Raw genomic sequence first — 25,987 nt, 5'->3', positions numbered from 1 at the left:
ACGTAAAAAAGTGCTAATACCCATGCTTCTTTTTACTACGATCCCTCAAAAATCCCCGCTCGGCTGTTTTACGTTAATTGTATAAAAAATTTATATGCCATATTTATTTACCTCTGAGTCCGTATCAGAAGGACACCCGGATAAAGTTGCCGACCAGATCTCAGACGCGCTGATTGATCATTTTTTAGCATTCGACCCTAACTCAAAAGTAGCCTGCGAAACACTGGTAACCACCGGGCAGGTAATTTTAGCCGGCGAAGTAAAATCAAAAGCCTATTTAGATGTACAGAAAATAGCCCGCGAGGTGATCAACAAAATTGGCTACACCAAAGGCGAATATATGTTTGATGGCAGTTCATGTGGCGTGCTATCGGCTATTCATGAGCAATCACCAGATATTAACCAGGGTGTTGAACGCAAGGCCCCCGAAGAGCAAGGCGCTGGCGACCAGGGCATGATGTTTGGCTATGCCACTAACGAAACTGACAACTATATGCCCCTGGCATTGGATATTGCCCACGCTTTATTGATAGAGCTTGCCGCCATCCGCCGCGAAAACAGCGAGATTAAATACCTTCGCCCGGATGCAAAATCGCAGGTAACTTTAGAGTACAGCGATGATAACCAGCCACAACGTATAGATGCCATCGTAATATCAACCCAACACGATGATTTTGACGAAGAAACTGCTATGCTGGCCAAAATCAGCGCAGATATCATCAGCATCCTCATCCCTCGTGTTAAAGCGAAGTATCCAAAATACGCCCACTTTTTTAACGACCAGATTAAGTACCACATTAACCCAACCGGCAAATTTGTGATAGGTGGGCCGCATGGCGATACCGGTTTAACGGGCCGTAAAATTATTGTGGATACTTATGGTGGTAAAGGCGCACACGGTGGCGGTGCTTTTTCTGGCAAAGATCCTTCAAAGGTTGACCGTTCTGCCGCTTACGCAACCCGCCACATTGCCAAAAACCTGGTAGCTGCCGGTGTTTGCAGCGAAGTACTGGTACAGGTATCATACGCCATTGGCGTTGCCCAGCCTATGGGTATTTACGTAAACACTTACGGCACTGCCAAAGTTGCTTTACACGATGGCGAGATAGCAAACAAAGTAGAAGAGGTATTTAACATGACCCCTTACGCTATTGAAACCCGTTTTAAACTGCGTAACCCTATTTACAGCGAAACAGCGGCTTACGGCCACTTTGGTAAACCAAGCGAAACCGTAACCAAAACCTTTATTGCCCATGATGGCAGCGAACTGGTACGCGAAGTGGAGTTGTTTACCTGGGAAAAGCTGGATTATGTTGATAAAGTGAAAGCCGCCTTCGGCTTGTAATCTTTTAAACAAAAATTATAGAAAAAGAGCGACTGGTGTAAACCGGTCGCTCTTTTTTTTGCCAAAAGAATGTTTTTGGGCGTATCCCTCCTTTGGTCGGGCCGGGCTTTATGCTCATACTGCACAGGCCTTAACCACGCAGGCCGGTATCCGCGCCAATCCCTTACGCGTTTACATACTATTCCTTTTAATTAATTTGATAGCACGAAGCCCTCCCCTTGTTAATCGGTTTAGCAGTTTCCCCCTTTTGTCAATGTAACGGGTTACATCACTTTTTTTTCAAAACATTTGGCATGCCGTTTCTTTTCCAATATCCAACATTTCTACAGAATCAAACAGGTAGATTGCATAAAATCAATTAATTATGAAAAGTGCTAAACTTATACCCGGATTGGCCTTTATGGCTATTTTAATAATTGCTAAACCGATTTATACCCAGGCCCAACAAAAAACAGGCTTCCATATGTTAAAAAGCTTCCCCATAAAAAGCCCCGGTGGCTGGGATTATATTACTGTAGATGGAGCCAATAAACGTATCTATACATCGCATGGCAACCAGGTTAATATCTTATCAACTTCCGGCGATTCTATTGGCTATGTTCCAAATACCCCGGGTGTTCACGGAATTGCACTGGTTAATACTTTAAATAAGGGTTACATCAGCGCAGGCCGTGCCAATAAAGTAATTGTTTTTGATTTAACCACCTTAAAGGTTTTAAATGAAATAGCCGTAGGCACCAACCCCGACGCTATATTTTATGAACCTTTTGCAAAAAAAGTGTACACGTTTAATGGCCGTAGTAAAGATGCTACAGTTATTGATGTAGCTACCGATAAAGTTGTGGCTACCATCCCGCTGGATGCCAAACCCGAAACCGGCGTATCTGACGGCAAAGGAAAAGTATTTGTAAATGCCGAAACTACCAACGAAGTGGTTGTGATAAACGCTACTACCTTAAAAGTAGAGGCCCGTTATAAAATTGAAGGCGGCGATGAACCGTCGGGTTTAGATATCGACCGTGTTACCAATCGCCTGTTTATTGGTTGCGGCGGCAACAGCACCATGGTGGTAATGGACGCCGCCAATGGTAAAAACTTAGCCAAATTCCCGATAGGCGGTTGCGACGGGCTGGTGTTTGATCCTAAACTAAAATTAGCCTATGCCTCAAACGGCGAGGGAACTATTAGCGTGGTAAAAGAGCTTAGCGCCGATAAATTTGAGTTTGTAGAAAACATCCCGACCGAACCCAGCGCCCGTACCATCGGCATCGACCTGTTAACCCACAAACTGTACCTGCCTGCCGCCAAAACAGAGCCAGGTATGGTAACTGCCGAAAACCCAAAGCCGCGCCCAAAACAAGTGCCTGGCTCGTTCCATATTATCGAAGTTGGGAAAAACTGATTTATTTAAGGAGTAGTGATTAATGGAGTAAAGAACGCCGATTTTATTTAAAAGTTTAATTAAACACTGGAGTTGTGGTAGTTAGTTGAAGTACAGCGTGGGGTTTGATATTTAATGCCTACCCTCCTCGTGTTATTTCAACCTTAAGTTTCATATCTGGAAAACAGCGAAAACATGGTTAACATGTGTTAACCATGTTTTTGCTGTAAAAAACTGATTATAAATGACTTAAGCAAAAAATAAATCAAAATTATGTTAAGTTATGTTAACCCTGTTTACACGCGTTTACCAGTTTTAGCGTCAATTTACCCATAACACAACATTCGTCTGTATCAACACCCCAAATTGTCGCTTTTGCCCCTTGAACCCTGTTGAATATTACCCATTTTTGAGGTAACCAAAACACACCAAAATGGAAAGCCTGACATTCAATATCGAGATCAATGCATCACCCCAAAAGGTTTGGGACGTACTTTTTACCGATGCTAATTACCCAAAGTGGACTGCCGTTTTTTGCGAAGGCTCGCACGCCGTTACCGACTGGAAAGAAGGCAGCAAGGCCTTATTTTTAGATCATAAAGGATCGGGGATGGTAGGCTTGATAGATAAGGCCATCCCAAATGAATTTCTGGCAATTAAAGGCATTGGCGAAATAGTTAATGGTATCGAGAATTATGACAGCAGCGGCGCCAAGGTATGCAGGGGTTCGTTAGAAGAATATACCCTCAAAATCAACAACGGCAAAACCCTGCTTACCATTCAACTTAGCGGCGGCAATTTCCCTAAAGACATAATCACCTTCTTTAAGGATGTTTGGCCTAAGGCACTGGATATTGTAAAAACGATTGCGGAGGCAGAATGATATTATTCATTTCAAAACCGGCAGACTTTATCCTTTATATCTGCCTTATATAAGTAAGCTTCAGGATACCTCCCTGCTGTCGCTGCGGGATTCCGAATGGGGTTTTATAGTAATTATTAACGCTGTTTACCACCAGGTAAATGAACGATAGCGGCGTGTACTCCCAGGAGAAGCGGGCATTTAACGATCCGTTACGGGCATCAGTATTGTATTGGTAAAAGGCCGAGAGCAACATTTTGGGATTTGCAGCTACCCGCAATTCGGGCGCTAACAGGTGGGTAGTGGTTGATACCTGGTTTATGCCCACATTTTTAAAATCGTTGCGGGTATAGCTTATTACCAGCGATAGCCGGGGCACGGGGGCAGCACGTAACGATAAAAAATAACTATTAAGCCTGCCATTATAGTAGCCGCCTGTACTCAGCCGGGTTTCGGCACTAAGGGGGGCTGCTGCATTGGTAATGCCATAAAATTCGTACCGGTTAAAGTGATAATTGGCCGCGGCTATGTCAACATTCCGCACCGGTTGAAAATTATCTGTCAGGTTCTCCCACGAACTGGTGATACTAAAATTAAGGTGCGATTGATTGGTAAAAAACAATTGCAGCGGCATCACCACTACGCTGGCCTCCTGGAATTTGCCGCTTGATGCCTCATGGTAAATATCGGCAGTAAATTGCGGGCTAAAAAACTGTACATTTTTGGGGAACCATTTTTTATGCATAAAAACATACAGCGTGGGTTGTGTATTGATAAAATTGTCCCTGGCGGTAAAGCCGGTTTGTGCCTGGTAACCTTTAGATACAGCAGTTTGAAACCAATCGATAAAAAAGTGTGTAGCCGAGTAGTTAAATTCGGCGAAGGCGGCAGGCCCCTTTTGCCCGCTTAGCGAGTTGCCCGAATAGGATGCCATCCCCCTTATAAATAACGGCTGGCTTACCTGCCAAAAAGCATCCACCACCTCGACAGGGTTAACAGATGCGGGCTGATTTAAGCCGGCAAAGTTTTGCCGCAATACCTCCATCGCCCCCAGTTGCAAACTTTGGCTAACGCTTCTTTTGTACCTGAAAACGCCAAACAACGCCCCGTTTTCGGTAGTATCGCCATTTTGTTTCATCACCAGTACTCCGGCAGACTGTTTGTTATCCTGGTGAATAAACCTTAAGCCGCCATTGATGGTTAAAGGCGAGCCATTATCGCTCAACCCTATCCTTCTGCTAAAAAACGGCTGAATAATGCTGTTTTGACCTACCGAAAACAAGCTTGAATTCTCTAAAAAGAACTGCCGTTTTTCGGGAAAGAAAACGCTCGACCTGCTCAGGTTAACTACCTGCTTATCCACATCGGCCTGGGCAAAATCGGTATTAATGGTACCTTCAAGCAGGGTGTTGGAGTTGATGGCATACTTAATTTCGCCGCCAAACTCGGATTTGTAATGCGGCTTGTTGTTATCTACTCTGCTTGCATTTACCAAAGCATAGGGCTCAACCCGTAAATTGAAGCTGGCTTCCGGGGGCACTATGTTAGTAAGAATGCCGCCATAAGCCAGCTGGGTTTCGCTAAAAGCCTGCGGCCACGGCGACCAGCCGTTGGTTTCGCCAATAAACCGGATGTTGCGGGCAAAGTTAATGCTCCACTCTGTTGAGTTTTTTGGATACCGCAATGAAGTAAACGGAATGGCCACTTCGGTTGTCCATGAATGTTCCTGTATTTTGCTGGCGGCCTGCCATACCGCATCCCATTTATAGTCGTAACTAAAATCGGCATAGTGCATAATATCCATTTGCGTGCCGTAGGGCGTTACACAAAATGTCATCACCGGCATGCGCGGATCTTTAAAAGGATCAATCAGGATTTCAAAAAGCTCGTTATTGCTGTAGCTAAAATCGCGGCGCAAATCCTGTACCTGGAGGCTTTTCTTCCCTGGCGGAAAATCGCAGCGGGCGCTGATGTAGATGTTTTTGTCGTCGTATAACAACCGTACTTCGGTATCGTAGGTAGCCTTATCTCCCTGCCGTGGGTAAGCCGTAGTAAAATGAGCGGCTACCGGCGCGTTATTCCACGCGGCCTCATCGGGTATACCATCAATATTTATTGGCCCGGTAATGCGTGTGGCCTGCAAATGCGGGCGGCTTGCTACCGGCAGCGGGGCAAACGCGTCCTGTGCATATAACTGTTGTAAACCGGTTACCGTAAGTATTACCAATAAACACAAACTCCTGCTAAATCTTGCAGCCTTAAAAATTTTCATGCCCCAAATAAATGGAGCTAAAACCTTCTATTTTGTACTTTTAGACGTACTGCCGCTTATATGCCGCCGATACACCTTTGCCGGGCTTAAACCCGTTAAAGGGGGTAAACGTATAATTAACGGCTTAAAAAAGGGTATTTGTCGAAAAAGCAGGTACAAATAGCTTAGAATGTTCAATTTTACAACATGCAAAAAAACAGGCAGATACCATACCAGGCTATAACACTGCACCTGCTGTTCTGGCTGGCCTATATCCTGTACCAATGTGTAAACAATGGTTGGGAAGATAAGGATGTATTTGCTTTTAAGCTTGATCCGCAGTTGTCAACAAGCGTTCCTATTTGCATGCTGGTTACTTATTTAAACCTGTATGTGCTGATGCCGCTATTTTATTATCCTCAAAAGTATATTCAGTACGCCATGGGGATGGTGGTGTTAATATTAATTGGTGGTTTGCTGCCGCGCTTTTTTGCTTACGCCATTTGGGTACCATGGGATAAAATTCATGACCCGGCTATGTTTAAAATGGAAAAAACAGATTTCTGGATTCCGGTACGCATCTTCAAAAATGCGGCGGGCAATGCTCCTGTCCTATTTATTGCCATGCTTATTAAACTTATGCGTAATGCATATCAGCAGGAAAAAAACATGCGCGAAATGGAGAAGGAAAAATTTAACGCCGAAATGGGGCTGTTAAAAGCGCAAATAAACCCGCATTTTTTTTTCAATACACTAAATACACTTTATGCGCTTACACTAAAGGGCAGCGAACAGGCATCAAAAGTGGTGCTTCGCCTATCGGATCTGATGCATTATATGTTGTATGAAGCAAGCGAAAACAAGGTATTGCTACAGGACGAGATCAAACACCTGGAAAGCTATATTGGTATTGAGCAAATGCGCTTTGCCGACAGGCTTGAATTATCGTTCCAATACTCGGGCGATATTGCCGGCAAAATGATAGCCCCGCTTTTGTTGTTGCCTTTTGTTGAAAATGCTTTTAAACACAGCCTTGCCGAAAGCGATGGCTGGATAACCATTAACCTGAAAGTTACCGGGAAACGGTTGTATTTAAAGGTAGAAAACAGTTATCAACCGTTGCCCAAACCGGATAATTATGGACTTGGGCTTAAAAATGTTAAACGGCGACTGGAGCTAACTTACCCGGACCACCATGAGCTTGTACTAAACCAAAACAATGGCATTTTTGAGGCCGACCTGAAACTTGACCTATGAAACCTATAAACTGCATCATAGCCGACGACGAGGAGCTTGCCCGCGAAATTATGCAAAACCATGTAAGCAAACTCCACAACTTAAACCCGGTTGCCATTTGCGCCAATGGCATGGAGGTTTACAACGCACTTAAAGCAAACAACGTGGACCTGGTGTTTTTAGATATCCAGATGCCTCAATTAACAGGGATAGAACTGTTGCGGACACTTAAAAATCCGCCGCCGGTTATCATGACAACGGCCTACCGCGAGTTTGCACTGGAAGGTTACGAACTTAATGTGATTGATTACCTGCTGAAACCCGTATCATTTGAGCGCTTTTTAAAAGCTGTTGATAAATTCATCAACGCCAAAACACCCGAGGTTATAAGCCTGCCCGCACCACTTCAACCATCAAAGCCCGATCAGCATGCTTTTATTTATGTAAAGGCCGATAAAAAAATGGTGCGGTTGCTACTCAAAGATATCCTGTACATTGAAGGCCTGAAGGATTATGTAAAAATACATACTACAGATAAACCCGTTATTACCTACCAAACCCTTGGCTACCTGGAAGAAAAACTTTCGGCCAATTACTTCATCCGCGTACATCGTTCTTACATAATTTCCATCAACCATATTAATGCCTATACGGGCAGCCATATTGAAATTGGCAAGCAAAGTATCCCAATCGGTAGCTCATACGCCAAAGAGGTGTTGGGCAAACTGGAGGGTTAAACGCCTCCTTAAATTAAAAACCGGCCAGGCAATCAACCAACGCGTCAAGTTCATCAACGGTGTTATAATAATGAGGCGATACCCTGATGGCCCACTCTACCTGCTTTTCGTCAAAATCGATAACCGCAAATTCACGATAGGACGATACCACGTTGATATTGTGCTGTGAAAATTGCTTCACCAGGAACTCGGCCGATGAGTTTGCAACCGTAAAAGTAACAGACGAACTCAATTCGGGCCCCTGATCCAACACCCTGACATTTGGTATTGATGCTAAACGGCCGCGCAAATAGGCAGATAGCTGTTTAACCTGCTGCCAGATCCTGTCTTCGCCAATGGCCAGGCAGTACCTGATTGCTTCGGCGCTGCCAACTACGGTTGCGTAGGCAAACTCCCAGTCTTCAAAACGTTTTGCATCGGGCTGTTGCTCATATTGGTCTTTTTCTGTCCATCGCGCGCCGCGCATATCAATAAACAAAGGCTCGAGTTTGGCCCGCAAAGCTTTATCTGAAATATACAAAAAGCCCGAACCACGCGGCCCTCTTAAAAACTTACGGTTAGTTGCCGATAAAAAATCGCATTGCAACTGCTGAACATCCAGCTTCATTTGCCCTGCCGATTGGCAGGCATCTAAAATATACCATGTTTTATCACCGTTCTCCTGGCAATATTTAGCATAAATAGCTGCAATCTGGTTAACCGGCTGTACCATGCCCGAATTGGTAGGGATATGGGTTATAGCCAGTAACCTGGGCTTAAGCGCGTATAATTTAGCTTCCAGGTCGGCAAGGTCGACACCACCAACGGCGGCATTTTTTATGTGGACAATATCAACTCCAAACCGTTTTTTGAGCGATAAAAAATGGAGTTGGTTTGAGATGTAGTCGTCGCAATCGGTTAAAATAATATCTCCCGCTACAAATGGAATTGCAGATAAAGCCCTGATGTACGAGTCGGTAGCGCTTGCCGTAAAGGCAATGTTACCGGGTTTGCAATTGATAAGCTGCGCGGCCAGCTCATAAAATTCGGCAATGGCATCGGCCTTTGCGGCGGCGGCCTCATATCCGCCTATCTCTGCTTCCAGTTTAATATGGGTAGTAATGGCATTGGTAACTACATTGGGCATCAAGGCTGCGCCCGCGTTGTTTAAATGATTAACATAAGTACAGCCGATGGTATCGTTTCTGAACTGCTCAATTTCGGCGGAAGTGAATATGCTGTTGGCTAATAGTTTCATAAATGTACCTGTTTGTTTACTGTGGATGATAATTCAAAACTACCAACAAGCCCTTGCATAAAAATCGCTTATTGGCCTGTATTGTGCATGTTTTAATTAATTTAGCCCTTAAAACGGGTAAATTATGTACACGCTTGACGACTACGATAAAAAGCTGCTGCGTTTATTACAAAAAGACAACCGCCTTACCGCCCAGGCCTTGGCCCAAATGGTAAACCTTAGCGCATCGGCTGTGCAAAGGCGGATAGCCAAACTGCGTGATGAAAAAATTATTGAGGCCGATGTAGCTATCATTTCGCCCGCGGCGGCAGGCGTTGGGCTAACCTGCATAGTAGATATCTGTATGCAGGAAGATGGCTCCCGCACTATCGAAAGGTTCAGGGCCGAAATTGAAAATTGCCCCGAAGTATCCCAGTGCTACTACGTAACCGGCACCTATGACCTGGTGCTTATTGTTAACACCAGGGATATGAAACACTACGAGCAATTCAGCAAAAAATATTTTATGGATAGTTCCGATGTGCAGCGCTTTTATACCCATGTAGTAATGGATAGGTTAAAAATGAGCTACGGGGTTTATATATAGGGATTGCTTTGTTGCAACTCTTCATTTGCCAAAACAATCCCTCAAAATCTAATTCAGCGCTTTAATAGGGCTGCCTGTCCATTCGGTTTGCGGGGCCAATTGTTCACCTTTCATGATGAGCGATAGCGGCTCCAGTTTTACATCTTCGCCAATCTGGCTATCATACAAAATAATGCTGCGGGTGCCAATGCTGCAACGGGCACCTATCTGTATGGTTCCTACCTTCATTACCCTATCTTCAAATAAATGGGTTTGCGGGCCGCAATCCTCATTCAGGGCAGTATCATCGCCGATGCTTACCATATCATATTCGGTGATATCGGTGGTATTAAGCCACACGCGTTTGCCTATTTTAACACCAAAAAGGCGCAATACCATAGGCAAAAAGGGAGTTCCCCTTAAAAAATCAAGCATAAAGGGAACGGCCAGGGCTTCGTAAGTACTGGTAATAGCCTCGCTGCGCCAAACCTTATGTGTCCACATGGGTTTTTGTTCTGTTTTGTATTTGCCTACAAATACCCACTTTAACGCCAGTGTAACCAGCAGGGCTGGGAGCCCCATGTAGTAGAGGTAATAAAAAGGAAGCTTTGGCAATTGCCCCAATATTTGCCATGCGTTACGGTCTTTCACCAGGTCGTGAAAGTAGGCTATGAACAATACACTGCAACAAATGATAACCGTTTCGGGCAATATGATCCGGATGGCTTCGATGGTTCCCCTTGCTATTTTGCGCCCCCATGAAGGTGTTGTAGTAAGCGACGGCGGATACTCGCCACTGCTTTGCCTGTGTGGCAGGGCAATGGCCGGCGAACCAAACCAATCGCCCAGCGGGTTATCAGCCTGCTGTTCTAACGTTGGCGGTACAGATAAAACCCCGATCAGCATATTATCGCCAAGGGTATATCCTTGCGGGATGAGAGCGCTGTTACCCACAAAACTACTGTTGCCAATTGTGGTATTGTTCAAAATAAGCCGTTGCGCGCGGATGTCCTCTTCGCCCAGGGTTACTGCATCAGCAATAAATGATTCGTTACCGATGCTGAGCATGGTATGGGTTACGTTGCTTGCTGTCGAGATCTCGGTATTTTTACCGATTTTGGCCCCCAGCATCCTAAAGAAAAACGAAACAAATACCGTGGCATAAACGGGATGCAGTACAATAAGGGCTACAGATATCAGCTGATCTGACAACCATTTGCGCACATAGGTGCTGCTAAAAACCGGGTAAGTACCTGGCTTAATACCCCACAAGAGCACCCGCGAAAGCAACACGGTTTCAAAAGCGTAAATGACGATGTACAGCAGCGTTAACAGCGGCACGTGTATAAAATAACTAAAGTTATAATCGGGCGAGTTAAGGTCCATGTAGTTCAGCAACTCTATCACTGGCAGCAACGGCAGCAATACCACTATCGGAAAAACAATCAACAGCAGGCTATACAAAAAGCCATAAGTTTTGATTTTTAAAAAAGGCGTTTTTAATGGCTGCGGCAGGTCTTCGGGGTTTGCTGTGTGTGCTTTTTCGGCAGGGCTGCCTTTCCAAACTTCAAAAGCTTTAATGGTTTTGCCGCCCTGCAGGTGGCTCAGGTCCTGGAGTTCGCCCCAGTCTTCTACCTCGGCCCCTCCGGATATTACCGCGTTGCTGCCGATATAGGCATGAGCGCCAATTTTTATCTTGCGGAATTTGATCATCCCATTCTCCACCGTCACATTATCCAGCACCACGCCCGAGCTCAGGCTGGCATCGCCGCCAATTTCCAGCAGGTCATAAGCGCCCACTGTGATTGAGCTCAGCTGCACATCTTTGGCAATACGGGTACCCAGCATCCGCAGGTAAAGCGGATAAATTGGTGTTCCGTTCATGAATTGCGCGGGCGACAGCCTGATCAGGTTATCAACCAGCCAGTATTTGAAATAATAAAATCCCCACAAAGGGTGGTCGCCTTCCTTTACCTTACCCAGTAAAAGCCATTTGGCAGCTATCGCCATAAAAGACAAAAAAGGTGGCACCAAACAGTACAAAAACAGCGCGGTAATAATAGCGATGGTACGATCATCGCGCCCTGTTTCGGTATCGGCTACCACGTAATAGTAGCCCAGGTAAGGGATAAAAATTTGTATGGCAAACAAGCTATAAATAACCAGCAGCGCCAGGCCCTGCGATACACCACACAAAAAGTACCTTAGCGGCGGGATGTTTTGAAAAAGTTCTTTTTTAACGTGAACCTTTTGTTCTTTCTCCTTTTCGGCGTGTTCCCAGGCGTTGATGAGGTTTTTAACCGGCCTGTTTGTATAAATATCTTTGAGCGAGGCATGCTGTACACCAGCCTCCTTGCGCAGCCAGGATGAAAAGCTTGCTGCCAGCAGGGAGTGCCCGCCCAGGTCGGTGAAAAAATCCGATTCGGGGGTGATATCCCTGCCGGGGAAAATATGGTTCAGACCTGCCATTACCTTCAGGGCAATGGGATCGGTGGAGTTTATTCTTATTTCTTCCTGCACCTTTACTTGTAACAAGGCATCCGGCACGGGCAAGCCTTTGCGGTCTATTTTACCGCTGGATAGGCGGGGCAGCTTATCAAGCGCAACAATTACCAGCGGCACCATATAAGGCGGTAACGTTTCGGCCAGTTTTAACCGGGCATGGTGCTCTTCCAGGGTATGGCCATTTTTCAGGGTGATATAGCCTACCATCTGATCCTGCCCTAAGGCATCCTTTTTTAGGGCGACGGCGGCTGTGGCTACTTCTTCCAGCTGGTTAAGGCGAACTTCAATTTCGCCCAGTTCTATACGGTATCCGCGCAGCTTCACCTGGTCGTCAAGCCGCCCATGAAAATCAATACTGCCATCGACCTGCATCACTACGGCATCGCCGCTCAGGTAAATTCTGTCGCCGGGTAAGCTTACAAGCGTGGCTGGCTTATCCATGAATTTTTCTTTAGTTAATTCGGGGCGGTTGACATATCCCTCGCAAACGCCGGGGCCCGATATAATTAGCTCGCCCTGCTGGCCTACAGGTAAAATATTAAATTGGTCATCAACAACGGCCAGGTTATAATTGGGCAGCGGGCCGCCTATAGTTATAGCATCGCCGGGCTTTAAAGCTACCATGGTTGATGTTACCGTGGTTTCGGTTGGCCCGTAACTGTTGTAAAAAACATTTTTGCCTGGCTTGCTCCAGCGGTTCAATACCGCGGTTGTACAAGCTTCGCCGCCTGCGTTAACCAATCGTAGCAGCGGTATATCATCATCAATAACAGCCAGTAAGCTTGGCACAGCATGTAAAATGGTAATCTGTTGCTGCCTTAAGGTTTCGCTTAGCTCGTCGATTGATTTGGCAGTTGTAGCGTCGGCCACCCAGATAGTAGCCCCGGCAAAAAGGCTGATCCAGGTTTCTTCGCACCACATATCAAAGGATACAGAGAAGCCCTGGTACACCTTATCTTCGGGAGTTATATTGATAACGCTTTGTTCCGACCGGATGAGGTGGCAAATATTGCGGTGCAGTATCGGGATGCCCTTTGGCTTACCGGTACTGCCCGATGTATATAAAACGTAAGCCCGGTCATCAGCCGTGGGACCTGCAGGGATTGTAAAATCGTCATACTCCTCCTGAAAAAGAGGAACTTTAAATACAGGACAGGACAATTGCGGCAATCCATCACTAAAACAGGCCGAGGCGCCAACTTCCTGCAAAACTATCTGTAGCCGCTCTTCGGGCATATCCCTATCCAGCGGTACATAAGCCGAGCCCGATTTTACTATGCCTAATATCAGCGCGTGCAACTCCAGCCCGCGGGATTGCCATACACCAACGGAGTGGCCGTTGCCAATTCCCTGGGAAGCGATAAAATATGCGATATGGTTGCTCCATTGGTCAAGCTGGCGGTAAGTTAGCTGCCTGCTGCCAAAAATAAGCGCGGTTTTATCCGGATATATTGCAGCCGAACTTCTGAAAATATCGGCAATAGTCTCATCTTTAATAAGGTCTGGGCGAAAGGCACCCGTTAGTTGGCTCTGGGATATCATAGGTATTGGTAATGCCGAAAATTACAGTATAGTTTTTGATAAAATTCAAGTTTATCAACTATAATTTTTACCATACTGCATGGCGATACCTATAACGAACAAGCAACTAATTTGTGATAATATTTAATAAAAATAAATACCAACCCGGTTTATTTATTCACATACACCACGCCGTCCTTCATCACAAAATGTACGTTCATGATGGCGTGGATATCTGTATCTACGTTACTATCTACCGCTATAATATCGGCCAGGAAACCGGGCTTCAGATTACCTATCTTGTTAGGCATATTAAGTTGTTTGGCGGCATTGATAGTAGCAAACTGCAGTAGTTGCGGGATGCTTACCCCCTCTTCATGATAACCGATAAGCGTATGCTTGGAAAATGCCGAATAGGGCATATGCACATCAATATAATCATCAGACCCAGCGGCCACTGTTACCCCAAACTTTAACGCGCGCTGCAGTCGGTTGGCCTGGGCATCCGTCATCTTTTTTAATTGCGGTGCTACATTTTTATCGCCGGGATAGGCTATCGCAGCGTAGTTGGCATATATGGTGCTGTCGCCATCCGTAGGTACCAGGATCACTTTCTTTTTGGCCATCAGCATCAGGGTGCTATCATTTACCTTGTATCCGTGTTCAATGCCATCAACTCCGGCAATTACCGCGTTGTATACTGCCTGGTTATCCGTTGCGTGGGCGGTAACCCGCAAATTATAACGATGCGCCTCCTTTACAATCGCACGCATTTCATCAACAGAAAGGGCAGTACGGTTTGGGGTATTGTTGGAGTAAATTTTAATTACGTTGGCTCCCTGGGTAACGTTTTCGCGAACGGCCTGTATGGCATCGTCGGCGCTGGTTATTATCCGGTATTCGTCATTAGCTATATTCCGGTGCTGGTAAATTAAGCCTGGTAACTGTCCGCCCTCGCTGGATAATCCCTGCCCCGCGCAACTCATCCGCGGGCCAACAACCAAGCCATCTTCAATAGCTTTGCGCAAAGCGATATCTGCAAACTTGCCCGAGTTACCCAAATCCTGTACAGATGTTATACCTGCTTCTAAATAAGCCTTTGCCCTTACGGCACCATATATGGCCCGGTATGCATCGCCCTGCTGGGTTAATACTTTCTCTAAAGACAGGGTTGAAAAATCCATGCCGGCCTGCAACTCTTCCCTGAATAACAAATGCGTGTGTGAATCGATAAGGCCGGGAAGAATTGTGTATTCAGAAAGATCTATCAGTTCGCGGTCTTTCTTTTCTTCATCGGATAAATCTCTGTCGGCTTTTACCGCTTCTATTTTATTGCCGTCAACCAATACATCCAGTCCTGTTTTAAACTGACCGGTTTCGCTGTCAAATAGCTTCCCGGTTTTAATAAGGTATTTATGCGTGGTTTGTGCCGAAGCAAAGTAAGGGATAACTAATAAGGCGAGGGTGATAAGTTTTTTCATTGGTAGCATATAGGCAATTAGCTTCCCGGCAGCTTTATTTAAATGAGCTTAGGGACAACGCAAGATAACATTTAAAATGCCTTCCTCATTTGTTAACTTTTTTACGGCCCGATACGGACAGCCAGCATGAAAAAGCAGAAGTAGCCTTAGCAACCACAGCGCGAAAACAGCGGTAAGGCCAGGTTATTTACCCGGCAAAGTAGCCCTTATTTTTTTTACTTCAGATGCCGTGACCAAGCTGCTATTGTTACCAAAATTGCTCCTGATATAGGTAAGTACACCGGCTATTTCTGCATCGCTCAAAAAATTGTGCTTTGGCATTACACTGTTGTATGGCTTGCCCTTCACGGTAACGGGCCCTTCAAGGCCGCTTAATAACACCCTTATGGCAGGCTCCTTTTCCATGTATTTGCCGCCGGTTACCCACTCCGATCCGCCCAGGGGCGGGAAAAGGTTGCCATCGCCTTTGCCATTTTTTTGATGACAGCTGGCACAGTGCGTGGTGTAAATTTTTGCACCGCCTTTAAGCATCCCGGTAGCAAAATTATTGCGGGCCTGATCGGGTATTTTAAAATTGGGTAGCTTTTTACGCAGTTCCATTTTGGTCAGCATGGCGCTGGTAAATTTAGTTTTGTCGCCCTGGTAAAAAATGCGCCACACCCTCCCTAATTCGGTATCGCTCACATATAATGATCCATCGGGCCCTGTAGATAAGCCCATGGGCCGGCAAAGCGCATCGCTTACACTTACCACGGTGTTGCGGCCCGCGAAACCATCGGCAAATATCTCCCACTTACCGGTAGGCACGCCATTTTTAAACGGCACAAAAGCCACAAAAAAACCAGCCTGCGGATACGGCGAGCGGTTGGTTGAACCATGAAAAGCCACAAAAGCGCCATTCTTATACCTGGCCGGAAACTGATTGCCGGTGTAAAACAATAAATCATTGGGTGCCCAATGCGCTTGGAAGGCAATCAAGGGCTGGGCATATTTTGCGCCATCGCCCGCCTTTATGCCGTCGCCGCCATATTCCGGGTTTAACAGTTTTTTATGTTTTATAGGGTCGTAATAATAATATGGCCAGCCTACATCTGTACCTTGTTTTATCTTCAAAAACTCCTCGGCGGGCATAACGGCACTTTGCCAGGCGCTGAATTTTTTAGGGAACAGCAGGCGCAGATCGTCGCGGCCATGGGCTACAACATACAGGCAATTATCTGCGGTGTTCCAATCCATAGCTACCACGCTGCGCAAACCAGTGGCATAACGAACACCGTCCTGTTGTTGCTGGTTGGGCTTGGCTTCATCAAACTGCCATATACCGCCGTACTCCTGCAACAAGGGGCAGCCTTTTATCCCCGGCGAACCGGGAACCCGGTTTTGCTCCTGGCAGGCATTGGATGGCGCACCGAAGGCAACGTACATATGCCCGGCATCATCAAAAGCCAGGGGCTTGGCGTCATGCTCATGCTCGCCGTGGGCATCATGTAATATCAATTCCAGCGGACCATCGGGCACCAACGTATTCGGATTTAATTTGGTACGGTAAACGTTTACCTCCGAACTGAAATACAGGTAGCCTTTATGCACCCGCATACTGGTACCATAAGGCCCTTTATCATCATAGTTGCCAAATTTTTTAATCGTATCTACCTTGCCGTCGCGATCCGTATCCCGTGCTGCAATGTTGCCGCCGATAGAATCGGGAAAGCGGAGTTTTACATAAATATMGCCATTGCTATTTACGGCCAGGTGGCGTGCCCTGCCAGCCAGGCTATCAATGGCAATTACGGCTTTGAAATTACCTGGCAGGTATAACCCGCCGTTGTTTTTATCGGCAGTTAGCGCTTTATCTGGATGTTTAACTAAAACAAAAGCGACCGTTATTGCCGCAATTGCCGTCGCCAAAAGCATCGTAACTGTTTTTCTTACTCCTAAAAAATTGTTTTTCTTCATCCGGAAATCATACGCCGACTATGATTCGGCAGCAGGTATTTGCCGGTAGTAAAAGGAATTTGAAGGGGAAATGTTTAAACAAAATTTACGTTGCAGTTTAGTTTGCTGCTATAGGCGGCCAAAACAGTAGTTAAAAACACACTTTGGGCCGCTTATAAAATCGATAACCGTCTAAAATCCCCCCCCTCCTCCTGTTAAATTACTACGGCAGTATTTAATAAAAATCCTATCTTATCATCCTCAATTTATTTACAGCAATGCCCAACTCAGAAAAAAAATTAGGCTTATGGACAAGCACCTCCCTGGTGGCGGGCAATATGATAGGCGCAGGTGTTTTTTTACTGCCCGCCGCTATGGCCAGTTTCGGGAGTATTGGTTTGCTGGGTTGGGTATTTTCGGCAGTGGGCTCGTTTTTCCTGGCAAAAGTTTTCAGTAACATGAGTAAGCTACTGCCACATGCTACGGGTGGCCCCTACGCCTTTACACGTTACGGACTGGGCGACTTTGCAGGCTTCCTGGTGGCCTGGGGTTATTTCTTATCTACCTCATGCGCCTGCGCAGCCATTACCAAATCGCTGGTGAGTGCCTTAAGTACGTTTTTCCCACCGCTGGCAAGCGGCCTGCCGGCGGTAGCCACCGGCCTTTGCGCTATATGGTTGCTTACTTATATTAACACACGGGGTGTTGTAACCAGCGGCAAATGGCAGCTGGTTACAACCATACTTAAAATTTTACCACTAGTGCTTGTGGCATTTGGGGGCCTGTTTTTTTTAAAGGCCAAAAACTTTAGCCCGTTTAACAGCAGTGGTACAAGTACCTATAGTGCAATAAGCACTACCGCAGCCATGACCCTATTTTCTTTTATCGGAATTGAATGCGCCACTATACCTGCCGGGAGTGTGGAAAACCCACAAAAAACGGTGCCGCGTGCAACATTGCTGGGCCTGTTAATTGCTACATTGGTTTATATTTTAGGTAGTGTAAGCGTAATGGGGCTTATTCCCGCTGCCGAGTTGGCAAAGTCGCAAACGCCTTACGCAGATGCCGCCGCCATAATTTACGGCAACAACATTCGTTACTGGGTAAGCGCCGGCGTTGCCATTGCCGCTTTTGGCGCGCTTAACGGGTGGACACTGATGCAGGGGCAAATGCCCTTTGCTGTGGCCAGGGATAAATTGTTCCCCGCCATATTTAGCAAGCAAAATAAAAAAGGCGTGCCTTACATGGGCATCCTGCTTAGCAGTACGCTTGTTTCTGTTTTTATGAGTATGAATTACTCCAAAGGATTTGTTGAACAATTCCGGTTTTTACTGATGCTTTCGCTGCTGTCGATGCTTATTCCTTACTTGTTATCGGCTGCATCCTATCTTATCATCAAGGTAAAAAACAAACAGGCAGATGGCTGGCTTGGCGCCGTGGTTTTGGCTATAGTAGCATTTGGTTATGCGCTGTGGAATATTGTAGGCACCGGCAAAGATGCCGTATATTACGGTTTTGTCTTACTGATGATGAGCGTGCCTTTTTACGTTTGGGTAGCCTACCAAAAAAACAAGGAGCAGTAGATTCCCCTAAACTCATTCAATATTAAGTTAGTGGTAAAAAGGCAAAATTCAGCTTATCATATAGCATTTTACATTATTGGTTTGCAGTGCGACCTTCGTTGTAACCTGACGGTCTACTACCTCCTGTTTATTACCCGTATTTTAAATAAAATGTAATAATATTATTACACAGCAAAGGCGTATCTGTTTATTAAGATGAAAATCAATTGCTTGTAGGCTTTAAAAAAGTCATAAATGTTAAATTTTGGGCTTTAAATGTTAAATATACAGGTTCAATTGTTAAATCGTTTTGATTACTAAAAACTTAGTTATACCTTGGTTTCCATAAATAACCTTATGAAAATCACAATTACTGCACTAATAATACTCCTGCTGGGTACCGTTTCCGTTTTTGCACAAAATACTTACTCTATCAAAGGCGGAGTTGCCGATACGGCTTCAAATTCTAAATTAACCAACGCCACTGTTGCTGTTTTAAATGCCAAAGATTCTATCCTGCAAAAGTTTACCCGGGTAAATGATGGCCAGTTCGCCATTAACAATTTAAAAAAAGGTAAATTCATTTTGCTGGTAAGCTACTCTGGCTACGCCGATTTTGTAGAGCGTTTTACACTCGACTCGGCACATACCACGCACGATTTTGGCCGCATAGGCATGATACTTAAAACGCAGCTGCTTAAAGAGGTTATTATAAAAGCCCAGGTAGCGGCTGTAAAAATTAAAGGCGATACCACCGAATTTAACGCGAAAGCATTTACCGTACAACCCAACGCCAAAGTAGAGGACCTGCTAAAAGAGCTTCCGGGCATCCAGGTGGATAAGGATGGCAAAATCACCGCCCAGGGCCAAACCGTAAGCAAGGTTTTGGTTGATGGCGAGGAATTTTTTGGCGATGATCCCACCCTGGTTACCAAAAACCTGCGTGCCGATATGGTAGATAAGGTGCAGCTTTACGATAAAAAAAGCGACCAGGCTGCATTTACCGGTATTGATGATGGTGTGAAGAATAAAACCATTAACATTAAACTTAAAGAGGATAAAAAGAACGGTTACTTTGGTAAAATAGATGCCGAAGGTGGTACAGATAAATATTACCAGGAGCAGATATTGTTTAACCGGTTTAAGGGCAAACAAAAGTTTTCGGTGTATGGCACGTTGGGCAATACAGGTAAGGTAGGTTTAGGCTGGGACGATAACAGCAAGTACGGTGGCAGCGGCGGTCTTGAATTTGGCGATGGTGGCGAGATATATTTTAACGGCGGAGGAGGCGATGACCTCGACTCGTTTAGCGGACGGTTTGATGGAGAAGGTATCCCGCTGGCACGATCGGCAGGAGCGCATTATGATACCAAATGGAACGGCGATAAAGAATCTATCAATGGCAATTACAAAATAGGATCGTTAAACGTGGATGGTACTAAAAACACTATAGCACAAAATAACTTCGACGGTACCTTTAACACCAACAGCTCGGATCAAACTTTTCATAACCACATGTTCCGCCAAAAACTGGATTTAACCTACCAGGTTAAGATAGATACCAGTCAAAACCTGAAGCTTATGGTAGATGGTACGTCTAAAGACGCTATCACCAATACCAAATATGATTATGTAAGCAATTATGCAAACGGCGGGTTACAAAACACCAGTAAGCGTAATGTTGATAATGATGTAAAATCGAAAATATTTAACGCAAGCGCTTTTTATACTAAAAAATTCAAAAAGGTTGGTCGTACGTTTTCGTTAAATGTATCAGAATCGCTTAACCAAAGTGAGTCAAAGGGTTATTTGTACGCCCGTACAAAATCATATGATACAACTGCTACATTAACCCAGGACACAATTATCGATCAGCGCAAGGTATCAAACATAAAAAGCAACGTGTTAAATACCAACCTTACCTATACAGAGCCGCTTACCAAAAAGCTTTCGGCGGTGGTAAACTACGGCATCAACCTAAGCAACAGCAGTTCTGACAGGCGCTCCTATAACGATCCGGGAGGTTCCGGGAACTATACCACACTTGACACAACGGTGAGCAATTTTTATAAATTAAACCAGGTGGCAAACCAGTTTGGACTTAATCTTAATTATAAGGGCAAAAAAGCCACATTCAATTTTGGGTCGAGGGTGTCGGTGGTAAACTTTAAACAAATAGACGAGATCAGAAATGTACCTGACAGGACGCGTAATTTTGTGAACTGGTTTCCGCAGGCTACATTCCAATACCGCTTTTCACAGCAGGAATCTGTACGATTGAGTTACAATGGTAATACAACACAACCTACTATTGACCAAATTCAACCCGTACTGGTAAATAACGACCCGGTAAACAGAACAATTGGTAACCCCAATTTAAGGCCATCATACACCAATCGTTTAAATTTTAGCTATAACTCTTATAAAGTGCTCAGCGGGCAATCTGTTTGGTTATATGGTTCATACTCCAATACCTACAATCCTATTGTAAGCAACGTTACCACGGTGAATGGCAGAAACACCTATGTGTACACCAATCTTAACGGCAACCAAACAGTAAATATGTATGCAAGTGCCTACTTTGATAGAAAAATCCCCAAAGTAGATATAAACGCTGGCTTAGGTATTAACGGAAGCGGTAATACTTATTACAATTTTGTTAAGTACAACGAGGGCTCCAACGCCTTAAATAAAACACAATCATACACTTATAGCCTTGATTTCAGGTTATCCAAATACAAACAAAAGAAGTATGATATGTGGGGGTCGGTAGGGCCTACCTATACTGTTAACTCTTCTTCGTTACAAACTAATATTAATAACAACGGCCGGGGCTTACAGGCAAACGGAGGCTTTAATATTTACCTCCCACTGCACTTTAGTATCAACTCCGATGCTACATACCAATACAACGCGGCAACACAATCGTTTCCCCAGGATTTCAGGAAAACGATCCTGAACGCAACCATTGGTAAAACTTTTCTTAAGGATGAAAGTATAAAAATATACCTGGCCGGCAACGATTTACTGAACCAGAATACCGGGTACAGCCGTACAGGTAATGCCAACCAGATTTCGCAGGAGCGGTATACTACTATCCGCAGGTTCTTTATGCTATCACTTATTTGGGATTTTAACCATGTTGGCGGCGGAGCCGCGCCAGCAGCTAAAAAATAATTTATATGAAAAAGTTTATTTTATTTACAACAGCTTTATTAGTACTTGGCGGCAGCTGCCTGTTTGCCCAAAACAAGCACTTTACCACCAATGGCATTATAGAGTACGAAAAGAGCGTAAACATGTACGCTGTTTTTCAGAAGATAATTGATAAGGACAACGAGGCCTGGCTACAACCTGCTTTTGACTCTTATAAAAAAACGCAGCCTCAATTCAGGAAACTGAAAAGTACTTTAGCGTTTGGCAACAACAAAACCCTGTTTACCCCCATTGAGCCCGAAGCCCAGGGCAATACTTTTTTTTTAGATAACCCGATGGTTGGGCAAAACAATACCGTACAAACCGATTTGAATACCTACACCAGCATTGATCAGAAAAAGGTTTTTGAATCGGTATTCCTGGTGAAAGACAGTGTGCGCAAAATAAACTGGAAGATTACCACTGAAACCCGCGAAATTGCCGGTTTTACCTGTCGCCGCGCAAACGCGCTGGTGCTTGATTCGGTTTATGTGGTAGCTTTTTATACCGACGATATTACGGTACCTGGCGGCCCCGAGTCATTTGCCGGCCTGCCGGGCATGATACTGGGCCTTGCCATTCCGCACGAAAACGTAACCTGGTTTGCTACCAAAGTAAATGAGGTACCGGTTGATGATAAAGCGCTTGCCGCCCCTAAAAAAGGAAAGGCTGTAGACCGTAAGGGACTAACCGCCACCCTAACCGATGTAATGAAAAACTGGGGCAACCAATCAAATATTTATTTAAAAGCTTTTATCCTGTAACCTGTCATAAACTTAAGCAACACCCTGTTATGCCTGGCATAGCGGGGTGTTTGTGTTTTACGGCTTTACAAGTGTAAGCCCACCATCGGCCATACAATTTGCCTGATAAACTGTGGGTGAAACAGCAAAGGCATGGGCGCTATCACCCAAAACAAAGTCCATAAACGGGCGGTGAACGGGTGTTTTAAAAATGCAGCCCCGCCATTTGTCAATACCTTTTCCAGCAGTACCATAATTCCCTGGATAATAAAATATATCATGGGCAAACCATACCCGCTATTTACGGGTACGCTAAGCGCCAGCTCATGCAACAGCCCCGAGAAGGCAAAGGCGACCATTAACGCGGCACCCGGCCCTATTTTATTACGCAAGGGACGAAAGATGGTTATGGAGGTCATTTCGCTAAAGGCCATGTTCCAGCGTTTGCCCCAAAATTCAGTAAGGCTCATGGCCCGTGCAGGTTGCTTAAACAGGTAATAGGTATTTACGCCTTTTAGTCGCCATGTACCTGCGCTAATACTCAACAGCCCGAAGTGAAGAATAAGGCTTAGCCCAACCAACAGAAAAGCAGTGGTTAACAGGTAAACCGGCTGCGGCCCCAAAGGCAGCAATACAATTTGGCGTCCCAGTAAAATAAGCGCCCCACCGACTATTACCCGGCTCAGGCCAAACCAAATCATTGTCCAGGCATTGGGTAAGGGTGCCTGCCCAAGGTTTTCAAAAGGTTCGGCACGCATGCCGGCCCAGCCGCCTGCAAAAACCAGCCATTGATTAAATTGAAGGGTAAGTTTTTTGGTTTTATAACTTTGGGCAACGGCAATAACCTTCATGGCGGTAAAGGTTGTGGCAATAATGGCCAGCATCCGCAATGTGGGGTTGGCCTGTAAAAATATAAAGTGAACAATTAGGATACTTATAATCAGCAAAACCCAGCTTTGCCACACCATTTTATATTTTATAAATGCATAACCCAACAGTACAACAACAGCGTTTGTGATGCCGAAATAAAACACTGAAAATAGTACCGCCGTGGTGATCATGACTGCATATAATTAAAGTAACAGGCCCGGCTATAAACAATACTCAGGAAAACAAAAAGAATAATCAATACCGCCTCGGCCAGCTTATGCAATTTGCCTGCCGGGAAATTTGTCCTGTCGAAATAAAGGAACTGGATCAATACCCTGGAGATCCAGTAAGCTGCGATAAAACCGGTAAGCAATGTTGCCAGCTGCGATCCGTTAACAAGGTCATTAAATGCCAGGGCCGAAAGCAGCCCGAAGCAAAGGTTGATCACGAGGATGTACGCGGCGTAAGTCCAAAACATTTGTTTAATCAGGGGCTGCACTTTGAACAGCTCGGACCGCCAGTTTAAAACCCGGGGAATGGCCAGGCTGCCAACCGCCAGCCCTACCTGGGCCAGCCCTGCAAACCAAATCAACTGCTGAATACTAAAACCTATGGTTTTCATTTTACAGGCTATCTATTTTTATCGGTTTCGATAGTACAAATCTACATAAAATATCAAATTTTCAAAATATATTGAAAATTAAATAATTAAAATATACTCCCGACTTTTAAATAAAAACAGTACGCTAACGGATATCCGCAGGGTGTTGGGAAGGTGATCAAAGTGCATTCAAAGGTGCATCAACGGCACAGGAAAGGACAGATAAAAAACATTCAACCACTTCATTATCAGAAAAGTATAATTTAGCGCCAAAATAATTATCAAAAAACAACCGGCCGGGGCAATTCGCCAGGCTAATTTCTTTCGGGTGTTGGTTTTGGCTGGATTACCCTACTGCTCAGATCCCATATCTTTAAACTTTTCACCTGCGATTTCCCTTCCGAAAATATGGTATTATCGGTGGCGTTTTCGCCGGGGTATATCATGGTAGATATTACCTTTTCGCCGCCGTTGCCAAAAACCTCCAGTGAGGATCTGTCCAGCAAAATCTGGAGCCTTACAGCCCCATTTACCGGCTTTAAAGGCGCGGTCTGGATAAGGTTTACGGCATCCTTATTCGCCGTTTCAGAGGTTGTACAATCAATAAAAAGCTCCTGTTTTACAGCATCATATCCTACTACAACTTTTTTTGTTGTGCTGCGTTCCTGGGCTAAAATAAAGCCTACTTTTTTGGCATCATTCAGCTGAAAATCAACGTCAATCCACATTGATTTACCAAATACCCTGCTGCCTTTTAACGACATCGTTCCGTCAAGTACGTGGCTACCAAATGAAAGCGCCTTCACTTCCTTTGAAATTGCCTCATTAACAACAGCTGATGGTGCCTGAACAAGCCTGATGCCCTCATTAGTGGTTTTTAAGGATAGATCATGGGGGATAGACATTTGCCCTTTCCATGGATAGGTTTCTTTGCGCCCGTTTACAAGCCAGCCTAAAAGCACTTTCCTGTTGCCAGGTGCATCGCGCCAGGCAATAGCGGCATAAAACGAGTCGCCATAATCAACTTTGGACAGGCTACTGGCATCATTGCTGTTTTTAAAGGTTGTGCCATCAAAATCGCCAACGTAATACTGCATCATTGGGCTATGCTCGCCCCAGCACGATACAAACAGTACCCATTTTGTGTTGGCTGCATCGCCATCAACAGTTAAAGGCAGCAGTGATGGGCATTCCCATCCGCTTTTGGTATAACCAGCCGGGCCAAAATCACTGAGTTTTGTCCACTCTTTCAGGTTTTTAGAGCCGTAAATCCTTACCATATGCTCGTCAACCATGGCTACCGTCATAATCCACTGTTTGGTTGGTTCGTGCCAGAAAACATTGGGGTCGCGAAAATCTTTTTTATTCAAATCGATGACCGGGTTGCCGGTGTATTGGGTGTAGCTTATGCCTCCATCGTTGCTATAAGCTATATATTGCGATTCTTTTTTCTGTTTAGGCTGATCGGCTGTAAAAATGGCAACTATAGGAGCTTTGCCATTTTTACCAAAACCGCTGGTATTATTTTTATCCAACACTGCCGATCCGGAGTAAATATAGGTTAAAGTATCATTGGTCACTATTTCGGGAATAGCAACCGGCAGATTTGTCCAGTGCAGCAGGTCGGTACTGGTGGCGTGGCCCCAGCTCATGTGCCCCCATTTATTTTCGAAAGGATTGTGCTGATAATACAGGTTATATTTTCCGTCCAGGAAGATGAGGCCATTAGGGTCGTTAGTCCAGCCGGTGGGCGGCGTAAAGTGGTATGCAGGCCGCCATTGCGGAGTTGGTGTTTGCTGGGCAAACACTTTAACAATAAACATCGGGAAGGCAAGGCAGCAAATAAAATATTTAAACATAGGTGGCTGTTTATAAAGTTGGCAGTATAAAAGTACGTTAAAAATTAACTCCGGGGCAAATGCGGCAGAAACAAAGCAAATATTCGCGCTATTGTTAAATA

Annotated in this window: 16 protein-coding genes and 1 pseudogene; 9 read left to right on the top strand and 8 right to left on the bottom strand. The window is 45.0% G+C overall.

All coding sequences use genetic code 11. The features are described from left to right. Positions 1–94 precede the first annotated feature (94 nt). From metK to AC1DU2_RS19790, 3 genes are all read left to right on the top strand, one after another. Positions 95–1,345 (top strand): methionine adenosyltransferase, encoded by a 1,251-nt coding sequence (gene metK / locus AC1DU2_RS19800; protein WP_147053396.1) that lies wholly within the window; start codon positions 95–97, stop codon positions 1,343–1,345. A 364-nt stretch (positions 1,346–1,709) separates the two neighbouring features. Continuing rightward, positions 1,710–2,747, top strand: a complete 1,038-nt coding sequence (locus tag AC1DU2_RS19795; RefSeq protein WP_477386286.1) for a YncE family protein — start codon at positions 1,710–1,712, stop codon at positions 2,745–2,747. A gap of 412 nt (positions 2,748–3,159) precedes the next feature. Beyond that, the gene (locus AC1DU2_RS19790) at positions 3,160–3,609 is read left to right on the top strand and encodes an SRPBCC family protein (protein ID WP_477386284.1); all 450 of its coding nucleotides are present in this window, start codon (positions 3,160–3,162) and stop codon (positions 3,607–3,609) included. A gap of 34 nt (positions 3,610–3,643) precedes the next feature. Here AC1DU2_RS19790 and AC1DU2_RS19785 read toward each other — a convergent pair whose 3' ends face one another. Next, on the bottom strand, positions 3,644–5,860 hold the full coding sequence (locus AC1DU2_RS19785) for a carbohydrate binding family 9 domain-containing protein (protein ID WP_477386282.1): 2,217 nt from the start codon (positions 5,858–5,860) through the stop codon (positions 3,644–3,646). A gap of 186 nt (positions 5,861–6,046) precedes the next feature. Between AC1DU2_RS19785 and AC1DU2_RS19780 the strand changes: the two genes are divergently transcribed. Then, complete coding sequence (locus AC1DU2_RS19780) at positions 6,047–7,096, top strand: sensor histidine kinase (protein WP_477386280.1); 1,050 nt, start codon at positions 6,047–6,049, stop codon at positions 7,094–7,096. Next, positions 7,093–7,812 (top strand): LytR/AlgR family response regulator transcription factor, encoded by a 720-nt coding sequence (locus tag AC1DU2_RS19775; RefSeq protein ID WP_477360134.1) that lies wholly within the window; start codon positions 7,093–7,095, stop codon positions 7,810–7,812. The genes AC1DU2_RS19780 and AC1DU2_RS19775 overlap by 4 nt, the downstream gene beginning before the upstream one ends. Positions 7,813–7,825: 13 nt before the next feature. On the opposite strand, the gene AC1DU2_RS19770 is transcribed toward AC1DU2_RS19775, so the two are convergent. Then, positions 7,826–9,049, bottom strand: a complete 1,224-nt coding sequence (locus AC1DU2_RS19770) for an aminotransferase class V-fold PLP-dependent enzyme (RefSeq protein WP_477386278.1) — start codon at positions 9,047–9,049, stop codon at positions 7,826–7,828. 124 nt (positions 9,050–9,173) lie between these two features. On the opposite strand from AC1DU2_RS19770, the gene AC1DU2_RS19765 reads away from it, so the two are divergent. Then, a complete protein-coding gene (locus AC1DU2_RS19765; RefSeq protein ID WP_477386276.1) occupies positions 9,174–9,635 on the top strand; it encodes an Lrp/AsnC family transcriptional regulator in 462 nt (153 codons plus the stop codon). A gap of 48 nt (positions 9,636–9,683) precedes the next feature. Here AC1DU2_RS19765 and AC1DU2_RS19760 read toward each other — a convergent pair whose 3' ends face one another. From AC1DU2_RS19760 to AC1DU2_RS19750, 3 genes are all read right to left on the bottom strand, one after another. Continuing rightward, positions 9,684–13,661 (bottom strand): Pls/PosA family non-ribosomal peptide synthetase, encoded by a 3,978-nt coding sequence (locus AC1DU2_RS19760; protein ID WP_477386274.1) that lies wholly within the window; start codon positions 13,659–13,661, stop codon positions 9,684–9,686. 149 nt (positions 13,662–13,810) lie between these two features. Beyond that, a complete protein-coding gene (locus AC1DU2_RS19755; RefSeq protein ID WP_477386272.1) occupies positions 13,811–15,121 on the bottom strand; it encodes an amidohydrolase family protein in 1,311 nt (436 codons plus the stop codon). A gap of 183 nt (positions 15,122–15,304) precedes the next feature. Then, positions 15,305–17,077: a PQQ-dependent sugar dehydrogenase gene (locus AC1DU2_RS19750; protein ID WP_477386270.1), complete on the bottom strand. Its 1,773-nt coding sequence runs from the start codon at positions 17,075–17,077 to the stop codon at positions 15,305–15,307. 257 nt (positions 17,078–17,334) lie between these two features. Between AC1DU2_RS19750 and AC1DU2_RS19745 the strand changes: the two genes are divergently transcribed. The 3 genes and pseudogenes from AC1DU2_RS19745 to AC1DU2_RS19735 all read left to right on the top strand — a co-directional run bounded on the left by AC1DU2_RS19745 (position 17,335) and on the right by AC1DU2_RS19735 (position 22,577). Beyond that, positions 17,335–18,639, top strand: coding sequence for an amino acid permease (locus AC1DU2_RS19745; protein ID WP_477386268.1), 1,305 nt, complete (start codon positions 17,335–17,337; stop codon positions 18,637–18,639). A 336-nt stretch (positions 18,640–18,975) separates the two neighbouring features. Further along, positions 18,976–21,342: pseudogene (locus tag AC1DU2_RS19740) on the top strand (outer membrane beta-barrel protein); the annotation flags it as partial. Positions 21,343–21,800: 458 nt separating this feature from the next. Then, positions 21,801–22,577 (top strand): GLPGLI family protein, encoded by a 777-nt coding sequence (locus AC1DU2_RS19735; RefSeq protein WP_477360150.1) that lies wholly within the window; start codon positions 21,801–21,803, stop codon positions 22,575–22,577. Positions 22,578–22,642: 65 nt separating this feature from the next. Here AC1DU2_RS19735 and AC1DU2_RS19730 read toward each other — a convergent pair whose 3' ends face one another. The 3 genes from AC1DU2_RS19730 to AC1DU2_RS19720 form a co-directional block, all read right to left on the bottom strand. Further along, a complete protein-coding gene (locus AC1DU2_RS19730) occupies positions 22,643–23,617 on the bottom strand; it encodes a wax synthase family protein (protein ID WP_477386266.1) in 975 nt (324 codons plus the stop codon). After that, the gene (locus AC1DU2_RS19725; protein WP_477386264.1) at positions 23,614–24,048 is read right to left on the bottom strand and encodes a hypothetical protein; all 435 of its coding nucleotides are present in this window, start codon (positions 24,046–24,048) and stop codon (positions 23,614–23,616) included. Before AC1DU2_RS19725 ends, AC1DU2_RS19730 begins: the two co-directional genes overlap by 4 nt. A 293-nt stretch (positions 24,049–24,341) precedes the next feature. After that, entirely contained in the window at positions 24,342–25,886 is a 1,545-nt protein-coding gene (locus AC1DU2_RS19720) for a glycoside hydrolase family 32 protein (RefSeq protein ID WP_477386262.1), read from the bottom strand. Positions 25,887–25,987 lie beyond the last annotated feature (101 nt).

Source organism: Mucilaginibacter sp. P4_C11, from assembly GCF_056402115.1.
The sequence above is the reverse complement of the archived record's forward strand: the minus strand, read 5'-3'. Positions and strand labels throughout refer to the sequence as shown.